Annotated in this window: 16 protein-coding genes; 10 read left to right on the top strand and 6 right to left on the bottom strand. The window is 40.4% G+C overall.

Translation table 11 applies throughout. The features are described 5' to 3' along the window. Positions 1–54 precede the first annotated feature (54 nt). Complete coding sequence (locus tag JZO85_RS12025; RefSeq protein ID WP_207108775.1) at positions 55–954, top strand: MurR/RpiR family transcriptional regulator; 900 nt, start codon at positions 55–57, stop codon at positions 952–954. Between the two features lie 141 nt (positions 955–1,095). Beyond that, positions 1,096–1,386 (top strand): hypothetical protein, encoded by a 291-nt coding sequence (locus JZO85_RS12020; protein ID WP_207108774.1) that lies wholly within the window; start codon positions 1,096–1,098, stop codon positions 1,384–1,386. An 85-nt stretch (positions 1,387–1,471) separates the two neighbouring features. Here JZO85_RS12020 and JZO85_RS12015 read toward each other — a convergent pair whose 3' ends face one another. Then, a complete protein-coding gene (locus JZO85_RS12015) occupies positions 1,472–1,855 on the bottom strand; it encodes a winged helix-turn-helix transcriptional regulator (protein WP_207108773.1) in 384 nt (127 codons plus the stop codon). Between the two features lie 196 nt (positions 1,856–2,051). Continuing rightward, entirely contained in the window at positions 2,052–3,611 is a 1,560-nt protein-coding gene (locus tag JZO85_RS12010; protein ID WP_207108772.1) for a C40 family peptidase, read from the bottom strand. Positions 3,612–3,856: 245 nt separating this feature from the next. On the opposite strand from JZO85_RS12010, the gene JZO85_RS12005 reads away from it, so the two are divergent. Both JZO85_RS12005 and JZO85_RS12000 read left to right on the top strand, forming a co-directional pair. Further along, a complete protein-coding gene (locus JZO85_RS12005) occupies positions 3,857–4,822 on the top strand; it encodes a GIY-YIG nuclease family protein (protein ID WP_207108771.1) in 966 nt (321 codons plus the stop codon). Positions 4,823–4,890: 68 nt separating this feature from the next. Next, positions 4,891–5,385: a GyrI-like domain-containing protein gene (locus JZO85_RS12000; RefSeq protein WP_207108831.1), complete on the top strand. Its 495-nt coding sequence runs from the start codon at positions 4,891–4,893 to the stop codon at positions 5,383–5,385. A 514-nt stretch (positions 5,386–5,899) separates the two neighbouring features. Here JZO85_RS12000 and JZO85_RS11995 read toward each other — a convergent pair. Further along, positions 5,900–6,514, bottom strand: a complete 615-nt coding sequence (locus tag JZO85_RS11995; RefSeq protein ID WP_207108770.1) for a histidine phosphatase family protein — start codon at positions 6,512–6,514, stop codon at positions 5,900–5,902. 376 nt (positions 6,515–6,890) lie between these two features. On the opposite strand from JZO85_RS11995, the gene JZO85_RS11990 reads away from it, so the two are divergent. Both JZO85_RS11990 and JZO85_RS11985 read left to right on the top strand, forming a co-directional pair. Continuing rightward, positions 6,891–7,151, top strand: coding sequence for a DUF6442 family protein (locus JZO85_RS11990; RefSeq protein ID WP_207108769.1), 261 nt, complete (start codon positions 6,891–6,893; stop codon positions 7,149–7,151). 99 nt (positions 7,152–7,250) lie between these two features. Then, entirely contained in the window at positions 7,251–7,985 is a 735-nt protein-coding gene (locus JZO85_RS11985) for a YdcF family protein (RefSeq protein ID WP_207108768.1), read from the top strand. Between the two features lie 47 nt (positions 7,986–8,032). Here JZO85_RS11985 and JZO85_RS11980 read toward each other — a convergent pair whose 3' ends face one another. Both JZO85_RS11980 and JZO85_RS11975 read right to left on the bottom strand, forming a co-directional pair. Then, positions 8,033–8,545 (bottom strand): hypothetical protein, encoded by a 513-nt coding sequence (locus JZO85_RS11980; protein WP_207108767.1) that lies wholly within the window; start codon positions 8,543–8,545, stop codon positions 8,033–8,035. Between the two features lie 142 nt (positions 8,546–8,687). Then, the gene (locus tag JZO85_RS11975; protein ID WP_207108766.1) at positions 8,688–8,942 is read right to left on the bottom strand and encodes a hypothetical protein; all 255 of its coding nucleotides are present in this window, start codon (positions 8,940–8,942) and stop codon (positions 8,688–8,690) included. 343 nt (positions 8,943–9,285) lie between these two features. On the opposite strand from JZO85_RS11975, the gene aspD reads away from it, so the two are divergent. Continuing rightward, on the top strand, positions 9,286–10,881 hold the full coding sequence (gene aspD / locus JZO85_RS11970) for an aspartate 4-decarboxylase (protein ID WP_207108765.1): 1,596 nt from the start codon (positions 9,286–9,288) through the stop codon (positions 10,879–10,881). A gap of 45 nt (positions 10,882–10,926) precedes the next feature. On the opposite strand, the gene JZO85_RS11965 is transcribed toward aspD, so the two are convergent. Beyond that, the gene (locus JZO85_RS11965; protein ID WP_207108764.1) at positions 10,927–11,460 is read right to left on the bottom strand and encodes a phenolic acid decarboxylase; all 534 of its coding nucleotides are present in this window, start codon (positions 11,458–11,460) and stop codon (positions 10,927–10,929) included. Between the two features lie 107 nt (positions 11,461–11,567). On the opposite strand from JZO85_RS11965, the gene JZO85_RS11960 reads away from it, so the two are divergent. The 3 genes from JZO85_RS11960 to JZO85_RS11950 all read left to right on the top strand — a co-directional run bounded on the left by JZO85_RS11960 (position 11,568) and on the right by JZO85_RS11950 (position 13,665). Next, complete coding sequence (locus JZO85_RS11960; protein ID WP_207108830.1) at positions 11,568–12,110, top strand: helix-turn-helix transcriptional regulator; 543 nt, start codon at positions 11,568–11,570, stop codon at positions 12,108–12,110. Between the two features lie 198 nt (positions 12,111–12,308). Further along, a complete protein-coding gene (thiD, locus tag JZO85_RS11955; RefSeq protein WP_207108763.1) occupies positions 12,309–13,127 on the top strand; it encodes a bifunctional hydroxymethylpyrimidine kinase/phosphomethylpyrimidine kinase in 819 nt (272 codons plus the stop codon). Then, a complete protein-coding gene (locus JZO85_RS11950; RefSeq protein ID WP_207108762.1) occupies positions 13,117–13,665 on the top strand; it encodes an ECF transporter S component in 549 nt (182 codons plus the stop codon). The genes thiD and JZO85_RS11950 overlap by 11 nt, the downstream gene beginning before the upstream one ends. Positions 13,666–13,678 lie beyond the last annotated feature (13 nt).

Raw genomic sequence — 13,678 nt, 5'->3', positions numbered from 1 at the left:
GTGTGAAGTCCTCTTGTTAAACTAGAATTAACCTAAAAAAAATGAGGGGATTCTATGCTATTACACGAAAAAATGGAAACTTTTCCTTTCTCAAATTCTGAGAAGACCGTCATTAATTATATGCTAGAGGAAAAGGTTCGAATCAAGAAGCAAACGATCAAAGAAATTGCAGCGAAAAATCATACCGCTCCTTCAACGCTGATTCGAATCGCTAAAAAATTGAATTTTTCTGGCTGGAATGACTTTCGCGACGCATATTTAGATGAGGTCAGCTATTTGAATGAGCATTTCAAGGATGTCGATGCAAACTTTCCCTTTACTGATAGAGATGATTTTTCATCTATTGCAAGCAAGCTGATGCATCTGAACAACGAGGCGGTTCAGGATACAAACCACCTGATTGATCAAACCAATCTGTATCGAGCGGTCAAACTGTTGGAAAAGACGGAGGATATTTATATTTTCGCAACTAGCGGCAACCTTCTGATCGCACAGGATTTTCAACTCAAAATGTCGCGAATTAAAAAGAAGGTCTCGATTTGTACCACTGAGGGAGAACAGCTATTTGCGGCCTCTAATTTACGCAAAGATTCTTGCGCGATCGTGATTTCCTACAGCGGAGAGACCAACTCTGTTATCAAGCTCGCTGAGATTTTATACCTGAACCATGTTCCTATTATCTCTATTACTAGTATCGGAGAAAGCTCGCTTGGCAAACTCGCCAATATCCAGCTGCGAATATCCACTCGTGAAAAGCTGTATTCAAAGATTGCTAACTTTGCAGTGAATGCGTCGATTTGCTATTTATTAGATGTTCTATATGGCTGCTTTTTCTCGCTGCATTATCAAAAAAATTTGAATTATAAATTAGCGGTTGCAGATATGGTGGAGTCGAACCGAACCTCAACCTCAGACATCATTGATGAAAAAAGAAAACGAATGACAGATGATTAGTTCCTGCTCGTATTTACTAAAACTATGAAAAAAATTAGTGACTTATCAATTTGTTAGATTATTTACTCCTGAAAGTATCTCTGATAATCTGAGTTTACCTTAGCGCGAGGGTGACAATAATGCTATCTAGGAGGAACTATCATGTCAGTAAAAGCTTATTTAGAAATCACTCTTTACATTGAAGAAAAAAATCGTCCTGCTGCAGCGAAGGTCTTCACCGACTATCGTGACCCGTTTTTGAAAGAAATCAATGGCGCTCTTACTAAAGATTTACTTGTAAGAGATGAAGACGTACAAGTTTTGCATGGATTTGACAGTCCTGAAAATGCTCAGGCATACTTAGAAACAGACCTATTTACTAAAGATGTTGTAACTGGCTTGCAACCACTATGGTTCAAAGATCCAGAAATCAAAATCTACACAGTAGCTTAAACAATCATGCAAATAAAAAACGCTCGTCTGCTTTTCTGAATTCAGAAAAACGGACGAGCGTTTTTATCTGCTCATTATTTTAGAGCTAAATAACCTGATGGTAATCACATTTTTGACATTGCATCAAAGCTTTTTCATTATCAACCTTATGATAGGCCCCCGACCATTCGCAAATATGCTGAAGAATCGGAACCACCGACTCGCCCTTTTCAGCTAGCGAATACTCTACTCTAGGAGGAATTTCATTGTACTGTTTGCGTTGAATGATATCATTTGACAGCAGATCCTTCAACGTCGCTGCCAAGACAGCATCTGTAATATCAGTCATCTCTTTTTTCAGGGTATTATAACGCAGCACCTTTTTTTCGGCCAACACACAAATGATCCGTGATTTCCATTTACCGCCAAAAATATTGAGACCATATTCTAAAGGACAACGGATTTCCTTTTCCAATTTTGGTTCATACATTTCAGTTCCCCTCCGATCCTCTGCTTTAAATTAGCCACAGTATAACAACCATTACTCTGATTAGCAATGTTACTATGAAATTTATTAGTAGCTAGTTTTTTGCTGAGCACCCTTGGATGATCAAGTGAAATACAAAAAATACCCAAGCAGACAAATGATTGTTTATGTCTGCTTGGGTATTATATTTAGATTACTTTTAGTATACGCGAACACCAAAGTCTGGTGTGTAATATTGAGTTGAACCGTATTTCACGTTTTCACCTGGTTGCGGTGCGTGAATATATTGGTCGCCTCCTGCAGAAATCGCAACATGATAAGTCGAGCCTTGGTCACCCCAGAATAGGAGATCGCCTTGCTGCGCTTGGCTCACATCGATTTGCGTACCAGATGATTCCTGTGCTACTGTCCAAACACCGATATCCTTACCTGTTACTTGCTTGTAAACATATTGAGTCAAGCCAGAGCAGTCAAATCCGCTAGTATCTTTTCCACCCCATACATATGGTGTGCCGATATATTTTTCCGCTTCATTAACGACTTGTTCTCCACGAGAAGCTTCAGTCGTTTGCTCAGGAGCTGTTTGCTGCTGTTGTTGTTCTTGTTGTTGAGTCTGTTCTTGCTGTGTTTGTTCAGGTTGTGTTTCCGGCGTTGTTACAGGTGTTTCTGGAGCCGGCGTTTGAGTCTCTTGCTCTTGCTGAGCGGGTGCCTCTTCTTCCTGAACAACTGGTGCTGTTGGCTCATTTTGTGGAGCTTCTGGAGTAACTGCCGGTGTTTCTGCTACTGGCGTTACTTCTGGTGTTGGTGTAGTATTAACAACTGATTGATCTACAGTCGGAGTTGTCGCTGCAACAGGTGTCACTGGTGCTGCTTGAGCAGCTGGCGCCGTGTTCTCATCTGTTGTACCATTGCCAACAACCACATTTTGTCCAGCATAGATGTTATTGTCAGTAATACTGTTCCAATCCGTGAACTCTTGCACGCCAATTCCAAATTGATTCGTGATAGAATGAACCGTGTCGCCAGATTGAACCGTATACTCTGTTGGTTGTTCTGGTGTCGCAACAGCAGGCTGTGCTACTGGCGGTGTCACTGGTTCAGTAGCATCATAGCTAGTTAAATCATGTTCTTGAATTGTTGAAACTAATTTTTGAACATAGCTTTGATCATTATTGAAGCGTCCTTCTAATGCTGCCGCAGCTGTTTGATAGTCTTTTGCATTACTGCGCCAAGTTCCGCTAAAGTAATTTTCATTGCCGTCACGAGAAGTAGTCTTGATGATTTCAATATAGTCTTGGATTGCTTCCTTATAAGATCCATATTGCTTTAATTCTTTTTTCTCAGATTGACCGGTTTCTGTGTTCTTCTTGTCTAACATCGCAGACTTGCCTTGATATTGACCTTCTAAACCAAACAGATTGTAATAAGGTGCTTGCGCATAAGCGTTTTGTCCCCAATCACTTTCAATGATGGCTTGTGCGATCATAATCGAAGAATAAAGATCATGTTTTTCGGCCAATGGCTTGATTTCATTTGAAATTTCATTGATAAAAGCTTTTTTATCAACATTTGACGTGGTTGCAGTCGTTTTGCCTTCAACAGCTTCTACTTCATGTGTGTTTAGTAATGGTGCTGCTACCGAAACCGTTACTAACGCTGTACCTACTACAGCAGACCCTTTTTTAAGGTAGCGATAATTAGTGGTCTTCTGCCGTTTTTGTTGACGCAGTTCACGTCGGGTTAAAACTTTATTTGACATTTAACATCTCTCCATTTCTCTCTCTCATTGCTTTCTTAACGTAATTAATTATAACACAATAGAAATGGTTGGTCATTGCTCAGAACCCGTGTTTTTTGATATTTTAGATTATTTTTTCAGATTTTAGACCAAAAACACCTATTTTTCAATTAATTTCAAAATCCTAAAAAAATTGATTCTGGAATCGCACTTTTAAAAACTTTTTAAAAATCTTTTTTGTTACTTTGAACAATCGAGGTGAAAATATGCTAAAAGACAAACTCAAGAATTTGCCAAAAACTCCTGGTATCTACAAAATGAAAAACAGCCGTGGCGAGATTATCTATGTTGGCAAGGCAAAAAATTTGAAGCAGCGGGTCGGCTCCTATTTTATTCAAAACAAGCAACATTCACGGAAAGTTCTAGAGATGGTTCGTTGGATCGACGACTTTGATTATGAGCTGACGGATACGGAATTTGATGCTCTCTTATTAGAATGCCATGTCATTCATCAAATTCGTCCAAGATATAATCGAATGATGAATCATTACGAAAGCTACGGCTACTTTCAATTTTTGAGTAAAGCACCCTATTTGAGAGTCCTGAGCGAATGGTCTGAGGAAGGTTTAGTGATCGGTCCTTTCTTTAAGGAAAGCAAAATCCAAGAGCTGAAACAAATCATCAATAGCACCTACCGCTTAGACGGCCCCTTGAAATATGTAGCTGGCATCGTGAAAAGCTATGACGAGCTCTCTCCAGAAGAAGAGTTTGATTTGCGAATTGAAGAAATCAAAGAGACACTTTTAGGAAAATCGACTGCTCTGCTGACAAGGATCGATCAGCGGGTTCAGGCTGCCAGTGAGCGGCATGATTTCGAAGCCTCCTCCCAATGGTGGAATAATTATTTAACCGTCCAGCGCTTTTTACGGCGGAATAAGCAGCTGATCCAGATCATGCAAAACCAAACCTTTGTCGGTATTTTACCCGAGAATGGTGCTTATTATTGCTACCTCTATGCCAAAGGGGAACTGCTGAATCGAGTAATCTATCAACGTGAGCCCTCCTTTCAGCAGGCGAAAAAAAGACTGGAAAAAGGGGTTTCTGTTAAAACCTGGAAACGGCTTGAGGCGAAAGAACGACTAAACAAGGCCGATGTCGACCTATTTCCTATCTTCTTTAATTATTTGAATCAACACGGCCAGGTTTTGGGATTCGCGCCACAGGAAAAATAGCTGGTATTTGTATTCGATTTCATTCCTTGTTACAATCAGCGTAGGAGTTTAGGAAACGGGGGATGACTATGCAAATTGAGAAGATTACTAAGCCGGCACAAACGATCGTTTCGATGTCTACTCATATTTCACATGAGCACATACCAAATTACATCGGAACCTCTTTTGTAGATTTGTTAGAATATATACAAAAAAACGGCGCTGAGCTTGTAGGGACGCCATTTATTTCATACTTGAATCTGGATGAGTCGGGGCAGCCTAAAGATGAGCTTTTAGCGGTTGAGATCGGCTTTCCCATTAATAAGGAAATTCCTTCGACAGAAAAATTCCAAAGCTATGTTTTGCCTAGTTATCAGGCGGTTAGAACTCTCTACGTCGGTGATTACGATGATTTGACCGATTCCTACAAGGAGTTGATTGATGCCATCAAACAAGACAATGGAATCTTCACCTTTCGCAGCTACGAGTATTTTTTGACAGATGCCTCCGTACCATTAGAGGATCAAGAAACCATGATCGAGCTGACTTATCGATTAAAGCGAAAAAATCTGTTTACAGAATAGTTACCTCAATATTAAAATTGAATAAGAGCCCTTTGAACTAAAAATCAAAGGGCTTTTTTCGTTCTTATTTTTTTTGAAAGTCTTACTATCAGAAAAATCACTGTTTTTTTATTTCTTTCATCCGCTGCTTGATCCGTCATAAAAAAACACGAAAGCAAAAAACACTAAGAAGTCTTTTAAAAGTCATTTATAACTTACGGCCATTTCCATCTAATTAATACTGCCGTTTCAGCGAGAGTTTATCTTTTATTCAATCACTTATAAGAAGAAATTAAGCGAATCCTTTGAAGAACCCTTGGTTACTTAGTTCTAATATTTATTATTTTACACACAACAAAAAAGTCTACAAATAACCAAAATGATTATATAGACTTTTTATCAAAAACAGCATCCAGAATTAACTAGTTCTTTTTGAAAATATGAAAAAACAAGTGATAAGCGTGGAATTTGATTTTTAATCTTTTACTTTTCGCTGATCCGATGATACTTTTATCATTATTTGTTCGTTTTCCTCTTAAAAGGTTTGGCCCCACGCTTCAATGAGTGTCTGCCCTTTGGAATACGTCAAAATCGTCAAGCTGGAATTATCCACGATGCCACTCTCACGAATTTTCGCTAACGGGACACCATTCAACGTATTTAATAAGGCCATCAATAAAATCCCATGGCTAACCACCAAAATTTTCTCACTTGGATACAGCTTAGCCGTCTCTTCGATTACCTTCGTACTTCGGGCAATCAAACTAGGGTAGGATTCTGCATGAAATTTTTCTGCGGCAAATAGGTCTGGCCGCGTCCGATAATTCTTTAGATCTTCAGGATATGCCGCCGTAATCTGATCAATCTTTTGACCGTCCCAATCCCCCAGCCGCATTTCTCGTAAATCTTCAACGACAGTCAATTCCGGAGGTGCCGCATTTTCCGCCAAAATAATGTTAGCCGTCGTTTGCGCCCGCATTTGCGGCGAAGACAACGCTACGTCAAAAGAGACAGTCTTTAAGTGTTGGGCCATCCTTTTGGTCGCCTCTACTCCTGATGGAATCAAAGGAGAATCAACAGTTCCACCATTGAAACGTCCTTCTGCATTGATTTCAGTTTTTCCATGTCGAACAAAATAAAATTGAGTCACACTCTCACTCCTCGTGTATTGTTAGGTTCATTAGTTAAAAGTGCGTTCGCCAAAGAGCATTCCATTTGCAGTGCCCTTTGGGTTGTAACTGACAGCTTTCACCCATCCAGTATACACTAATAATCAGTGATTTATACCAAAAAGCAGAGTCATTTCCGGCTCTGTTTTAAAAAATAACTATTTTATGAATTGAGATGTTCGTATATGCGTGACATTGTAATCGGATTCATTTATAATAAAAACAACAATGTACGTGACATCGCTTCGATTTCACCTCATTTGGACCTTAATTCCACGAGAATCGAACCGATTTTTAACTCAGAATTAACTTCAAAATTAGCTTAGGCTGTTAATCTTATCGACTGGAGGGGAACGCATGGAAAACGAAAGAAAACAGACCAGCACTGATTTGGCACTAGCCACCGCTGGTATATTTAGTTTGATTCTTTTCAGCATCTTGATGCTCGCACGCGTAGTGGATCATCGCGAAGTAATGGATCTGTTCAGTCTCTTTACTGGTGCGGCCGCTGCTTTTTGTTACGGAAAATTCCTTTGGATCAAGCAGAAAAGCTGGTTAACATTATCAGTTATCCTCTTTGCCTTGTGTATTTTCTTTTTTATTCGCTATTTATTTTAGCCTGCTACTGTCGGTATTTTTACTGACAGTTTTTTTCTGTTGAAAATTTTGCTACTATTATATAGGGTACAATTTCAACTAAAATTTAAGGAGACAACTATGTCTGATTTCACAACACTCGTTAACTATCTAACGACGATTCCAAAAAATCCTGATTTTCACTCTGACACATTAATAATAGCTGGCAACAGCCTGCCTCATTTGATCGTTTCTGCTGCGCAATTTTGTGAAGCAGAACCTGCTATTCAACGCGTCCTTTTTGTCGGCGGAATTGGTCATGGGACCATCCCGCTAATCGCAAATTGCAAAAAGTTTTATCCAAAACTCGTTCGAACAGAATGGGAGCAGCTTTCCGAAGCAGAGATTACACAGGAAATATTTCTCCACTACTGTTCTCGTGAGCTCAGCTTGCTATTAGAAAAGAAGTCAACAAATACTGGTGAAAATGCCCGCTTCTCATACGAGCTTTTTTCTCAGAATGCGCCAACGAATTTTTGGCTAGTTCAGGATCCGCTGGTACAAAAACGTGCCCACGTCACTTTTAGTAAAGAATGGCACTTACCTCTGTCCGCGATTCAGCCGCTCTTCTTCGAGCAGCCAAAATTAATTGCGTTTGACACGCGGCCCCATTTTAAAAATTCAGAGATGGATACTTGGTGGGAACCAGAATATTTCTTGTCTCTGGTCATTGGTGAAATTCGCCGTCTAAACGATGATGAAAAAGGCTATGGACCGATGGGAACAGGATTTATTCCACATGTCGACGTGCCGCAAGATGTTTTGGCAAGCTATTTACGGTGTCGGAAATATTTAGAAAATGTCGAGCGAAAATAAAAACGAAGCCTCTGCTTCCATTTGTTGAAAGCAGAGGCTTTGTTTTATCATTTTCCTTTTTGTACGGATAAGATTTCTTTAGCAATTTGAGATTTTACCGCTGTGCCTGAAATAAGCGATCTCAACGGCTTGATAATTTGTAGTCCAAGTCCTGATTTTGTGTAATAAGATAGGCGGTAATGGAAATAATTGATCAGTTCAATAATCGCAAACAGCCAAATCAGCATACCAACAACTGAGAAGCTCTTTGTAAAAAGTAGAACTGGGATATAGGCTGCCAGCAAGCCATAATCCATGATTTTAAAGAGTCGATAGATCCTCGCGATCTGTTGCGTATCCAAAGCATTCTGTTTTTTTAGCCTCATTAAGCAATTCAACCAATAAAGTGAACCCTGTACAAGAATGACTATCAACACAATTAATGGATAATAAATCGCGGCTTTTCCGACCCATGGTTCCGCCCTTACCCACATGCCATAAACTACCCAAAATATCACCGCGCTAAATAGCTCCATAGAAAATAAATAGAACAATTCTTGCTTGATCGTCCTTTTCTTCAAAAAAACACCCCTGTTTTCCTTTTTTCACTCCATTTCTCTTTTGTCTACACAAAAGATACCTTTTAGTATATCACACCTAAATAGCCACTTTCTTTTTTTCTAAAAAAAAAGAAGCCCTCTGTTAAGAGAACTTCTCAAGCTTTTATTCAATCACAGTACTGACAAAACCAGCAACCTTATCAAACAAATCTCCGAAAAACCCGGAAACACTTTGCCATAATCCACCGAAGTTTGGATTGGCAATAAAGTTCTGAACTTGTGTAATGACCTGATCCTTATACATATAAATGATAAATAGCAAAAACAATACACCGGCAATACGCCATAAAACGGACCCGACTTTAATTACAAAGAAAACTAACAACGCAATAAACGCAATAGCGATCAACTGATCCATCTCTGATTCCTCCTCACATTAGATATCTATATATACTCCAACGTCCATCTATTTACTTACGATTAACTTATAACAATAGTATGCCCTATTTTTTTATATTTGACATGGGTCGAAAGTCTGATATCGAATACGTAAAAAAATCTTTAGGAATTGGTTTCTTAGAATACGGTAAGCGCTTAACTCATTGTCTTATTAACCTTTTTAGTATATACCAAAAGAAAACGCACCTTATTTCTTTGTAATTTAACAGAAACTTTCTCATAAACTCTAAGCGTATTTACGCTGTATTAAAAATTATTCTCGTTACTATGAAAGCAAATAAAGCGTAAAAGGAGTCGTATTTGTGTCTACAATTACTGAACAAGCCTTAGAAGAACTAAGTCCCTTTGAATTAAGTCTCTTTTTAGAACAAAAGATTCATGAAAACAAAAATGTTACCAAGCTTTTGAATGCTGGTCGCGGAAATCCCAACTGGACCGCTCCTACACCTCGAGAAGCCTTCTTTTTACTCGGTCAGTTCGCTACACAAGAAACCCTATATGGCACTGGTGAACTAACCGCTGGAATGATCCAATCTGATGCAGCTCGTGGTCAGCGCTTCGTTGAATTTTTAGCCGCTCATCCAGGAAAAGGCGCTGCCTTCTTGAAAAAAATCTGGTTTTCTGACAACAACTACCTTGGCATGCCAAAGGAAGCTTGGCTGACGGATATACTGGATCACATCATTGGCGATAATTATCCAAATCCTGTACGATGTTTGACTGCCTGCGAAGGGCCGATCAAAGCCTACTTGAATCAAGAGCTTTTCTCTGACAGTGCGATCCCCTTCGATATTTTCGCTGTTGAAGGCGGAACTGCGGGAATCTGCTATATTTTCGACACCTTATTCAATAATTTTCTATTGAATCGCGGCGATAAAATCGCATTGATGCTGCCGACCTTTGCGCCTTATTTAGAAATTCCTGAATTACCGAAATATTCTTTTGACATCGTCAAAGTCCAAGCAAAGCAAACTATGATTGATGGCAAAATGACCTATCAATACCCCGATGAAGAAATCAATAAACTGCGCGATTCCGATATCAAAGCCGTTTTCGTGGTGAACCCAAGTAACCCGACAGCGAATGCTTTGGCACAGCCAACGATCGACTTGCTAAAGGATATCGTTGCAACGGACAATCCGGAGTTGATGATCTTGACCGATGATGTATATGGTACCTTTGTTCCGGTCTTCACCTCATTGTTCTCAGAAATTCCTTACAATACTGCCTGCATTTATTCGTATTCGAAATATTTTGGTGCGACTGGCTGGCGTGTAGGAACCATCGCCGTTGCCAAACACAATCTGTTTGACGAATTGATCGCGAACCTGCCGCAAGACAAGATCGAACAATTGAACGAGCGCTATGCTTCTTTGACCGCTGATCCAACAACCATTCCCTTTATTGATCGCTGTGTGGCTGACAGTCGCGATGTTGCCTTGAATCATGCCGCCGGTCTTTCTGCTCCGCAGCAGGTAATGATGGTTATGTTTAGTTTGTACAGCTTATTAGATGAAGGAAAAGCCTACAAGGCCGAAGTAATGGATATTTGCCGCCAACGAGAAAAGCTCTTGTTTAATACCTTAGGCCTGCAGGAACCGCTGGAGGATTTGGATACGGCCTATTATTGCGAGATCAATTACGAAGACTGGAGCCGCAAACGCTACGGCAACGCCTTCGCGGACTACTTAAAGAATAAATGGACTGTTACAAAAGTCCTAACTTCCCTCGCAGAAAAAGAACAGCTGATGCTTTTGAAGGCCAACGCTTTTGGCAGCAGTGAATGGGCTGTTCGCGTTTCTTTAGCCAATCTAGCTACTAATCAATATCCTGAGGTCGGCAAACGGATCATTCGTTTAACGGACGAAATTCGTGATCAATGGATGAAAACAAAATAGAGAAAAAAAGGTTCAACATAAAAAAATGTTGAACCTTTTTCGTCTCTATTTATTGACGCGGCGATAATTTTTATCATAATAGTTTCCATTACGAATGTCATCGGGCATTCCTTCATAAGGCGCTTCACTAATGACATCCTCGTTATCTTCTCCCGCTTCACCAGCATACGTAATCTTCGCAAATTCAGGAACGACCAGCTTAGGATAAGTCTCATATTTTTCTCTTGCGGCAAGCATTTCGTCAATGTGTTCATTTTGGAATGTTACAGTTATTTCGGGATGCTCTTCTACCCATTTAGGAAAGAAAATCGTGCCATGAAGCTTTTCTTCATTTGGTAAAAAGTCTAACGCAACGTCCGTTCCAGTGGGTTCTGTCCAAGTAATCTTATAAACACCTTCCGTTAGTAGATCCATTTGTACTTCCTGATCCTTCACCCAGCGTCCGGCAACCATTCCTCCGTGAATTCGATAATCTACCGTATGGTCATTTTTTGCGTACCATTCATATTCCCAGCCGTTATCATAGGTATAAATAAAGTGTGTGCCGACAAAATCTGCTAATGTTTTAAATTGTTTCAATTTTATCCCTCCAATTCGTTAAACTAAAACATGTAATTATTTACATGTTTTAGATTTCATGATTATGATAGAATGATTTCAGTTCATTGTCAAGGGAGAGGTTTAAGATCGCACAAAAAAATACGTTGCAATATATTATTTTGGGAATGCTGCAGGAAGGTCAAAAGACCGGTTATGATATAAAAACTGCTTTTACCACTGAGATTGGCGAGTTTTGGCAAGCCAAACACAGTCAAATTTATCCAGAGCTGTCAAAGCTCACCAAAAAGGGCTGGATCAATTTTCAAACAGAGATCGTTGGAACAAAATTGGAGAAAAAGGTTTATTCACTAACGGACGCAGGAAGGATTGCCCTGCTGGAATGGCTGAAGGAACCCTTAACTGAGCTGCCGACAAATAAGGACGAGTTTGTTTTGAAGCTGTATTTCATAAAAAGTATCGAGGATGAACGATTGCCGGAAATGATTCAGCAGCAAATCGAACTGCATCAAAAAAAGCTGGAGCACTTGGAAAGTCGAAGGCACATCGTCTTCCCCGATGAAAAGATTCAGGAAAATTATGGGCATTATCTTATATTGATGCACGCAATTCATAGAGAGGAAGAATACTTGAGTTGGCTTGGGAGCCTTGGAGCAACTAGGAAGGCTTAGCAAACTCGTTCTATTTGTGGTTAGTCCGGACATGATTTATACTGCTTTCTTAGGCTTTGATCCGATGAAATTTTTTCAGTATCTGGAGAGCCTCTTCCTACCTGCTCAAAAGTGGATGAGGAAAAACAAAGCCAATTGGCTGTTTTCATCTGAGAAGCAACAGGATATATTATTACAAAACAAATGGAGTATCTCGATATGAAAAAAGTTGTTACAATCGCAGGTTCAGATGCCACTGGAGGCGGCGGACTTGAAGCGGATTTAAAAACCTTTCAGGAATTTGGTACTTTTGGTCTGGCCGCAATTACCTCCATCGTCACCTTGGAGCCAGCATCTGGCGCGCACCATTTGCATCCCCTTTCCTTAGAGCTGATCCAAGAGCAACTCGCTTCTGTTTTTGCAGGTCCGGTTGATGCCGTCAAAACAGGGCTGCTGCCCTCACAGGAGATCATTGATTTAGTCAGTGAGCGTCTCCCAAAGGATCACCCATTCATCGTTGACCCAGTTATCGGCGGCAAGGGAACGCAGGATTTTATTAAAAACGAACAGGTTCAGGCTTTGAGAGAAAAATTATTGCCTCATGCACTGATTACAACACCAAATTTGCGTGAAGCGGGAATTTTATCGGAAATGGGCGAACTCACTTCGGAGAAGCAGATGCAGGAAGCAGCGAAGAAGATCGCTTTGTTAGGTGTGAAGCAGGTAGTGATCAAGGGCGGCGCACGGTTGGATTCTGAAAAAACACTTGATCTGTATTATGACGGCAGTCATTTTCAACGATATCCCCACCCGGTCATTGACACGCCTTATAATCATGGTGCTGGGTGTACCTTTGCCGCAGCAATCACTGCGGCGATCGCTAAAAATTATCCCGTTGATAAAGCGGTCAAGTTGGCGATCGATTTTGTTCAGGCGGCAATCGCGATGGGAGAAAAAATAAATCCATATGTTGGGCATGTCTGGCATGGGGCTTATACACATGGAGAAAAACGATTGGAGTACTCTGATGAACAGTGATAAACGAATTCAAAACCTCGTACTAGTCGCACTATTTTCGGCACTTACTTTGATGGGAACCATGATTAAGATTCCTCTGCCCACTGGTGCCTTTATCCACTTCGGAAATTCCGTCGTACTATTGGCTGTTCTGCTGATTGGTTATTGGCAGGGCGCTCTAGCCGGCGGAATCGGCTTTTTCGTTTTCGATATTTTAAATGGTTTCGCGGCCGAGGCGCCCTATTTCTTAATCGAGAGCTTTGTTGTGGGGGCAGCGGCTTATGCAGCTTTTTCACTTTTTAAGCGCAAACCAACCCGTATTTACCAGATCGTTATTATCGGAATCTGTGCCGGCATTGCAAAATTTATCATGTCAGTCATCAAAGCGACTCTCATGTCGATGATCGCAGGCGCTCAGCTAAGACCGGCCTTCTTCGCCGCACTGGCTACGATGCCTGCCACTGTGATCAATATTTTTTCTACGATTTTGATTGTCAGCCTAGTTTACTTCCCTCTAAGACGTGCAATGCAGTTGATTTTTCATAATCAGCCTATTTAAATTATGCTATAAT

The sequence above is a fragment of the Candidatus Enterococcus murrayae genome (genome assembly GCF_017315985.1).
GTDB classification, from domain to species: Bacteria; Bacillota; Bacilli; order Lactobacillales; family Enterococcaceae; genus Enterococcus_A; species Enterococcus_A murrayae.
This window is presented reverse-complemented; position numbering and strand designations above follow the sequence as displayed.

What these genes read in the sequence shown, in the direction of transcription:
- thiD (WP_207108763.1), top strand. Translation starts at nt 12,309, where the DNA reads ATGAAAAAAGTTGTTACAATCGCAGGTTCAGATGCCACTGGAGGCGGC.
- JZO85_RS11975 (WP_207108766.1), bottom strand. Translation starts at nt 8,942, where the DNA reads ATGGATCAGTTGATCGCTATTGCGTTTATTGCGTTGTTAGTTTTCTTT.
- JZO85_RS11985 (WP_207108768.1), top strand. Translation starts at nt 7,251, where the DNA reads ATGTCTGATTTCACAACACTCGTTAACTATCTAACGACGATTCCAAAA.
- JZO85_RS12005 (WP_207108771.1), top strand. Translation starts at nt 3,857, where the DNA reads ATGCTAAAAGACAAACTCAAGAATTTGCCAAAAACTCCTGGTATCTAC.
- JZO85_RS11950 (WP_207108762.1), top strand. Translation starts at nt 13,117, where the DNA reads ATGAACAGTGATAAACGAATTCAAAACCTCGTACTAGTCGCACTATTT.
- JZO85_RS12015 (WP_207108773.1), bottom strand. Translation starts at nt 1,855, where the DNA reads ATGTATGAACCAAAATTGGAAAAGGAAATCCGTTGTCCTTTAGAATAT.
- JZO85_RS12010 (WP_207108772.1), bottom strand. Translation starts at nt 3,611, where the DNA reads ATGTCAAATAAAGTTTTAACCCGACGTGAACTGCGTCAACAAAAACGG.
- JZO85_RS12000 (WP_207108831.1), top strand. Translation starts at nt 4,891, where the DNA reads ATGCAAATTGAGAAGATTACTAAGCCGGCACAAACGATCGTTTCGATG.
- JZO85_RS12020 (WP_207108774.1), top strand. Translation starts at nt 1,096, where the DNA reads ATGTCAGTAAAAGCTTATTTAGAAATCACTCTTTACATTGAAGAAAAA.
- JZO85_RS12025 (WP_207108775.1), top strand. Translation starts at nt 55, where the DNA reads ATGCTATTACACGAAAAAATGGAAACTTTTCCTTTCTCAAATTCTGAG.
- JZO85_RS11990 (WP_207108769.1), top strand. Translation starts at nt 6,891, where the DNA reads ATGGAAAACGAAAGAAAACAGACCAGCACTGATTTGGCACTAGCCACC.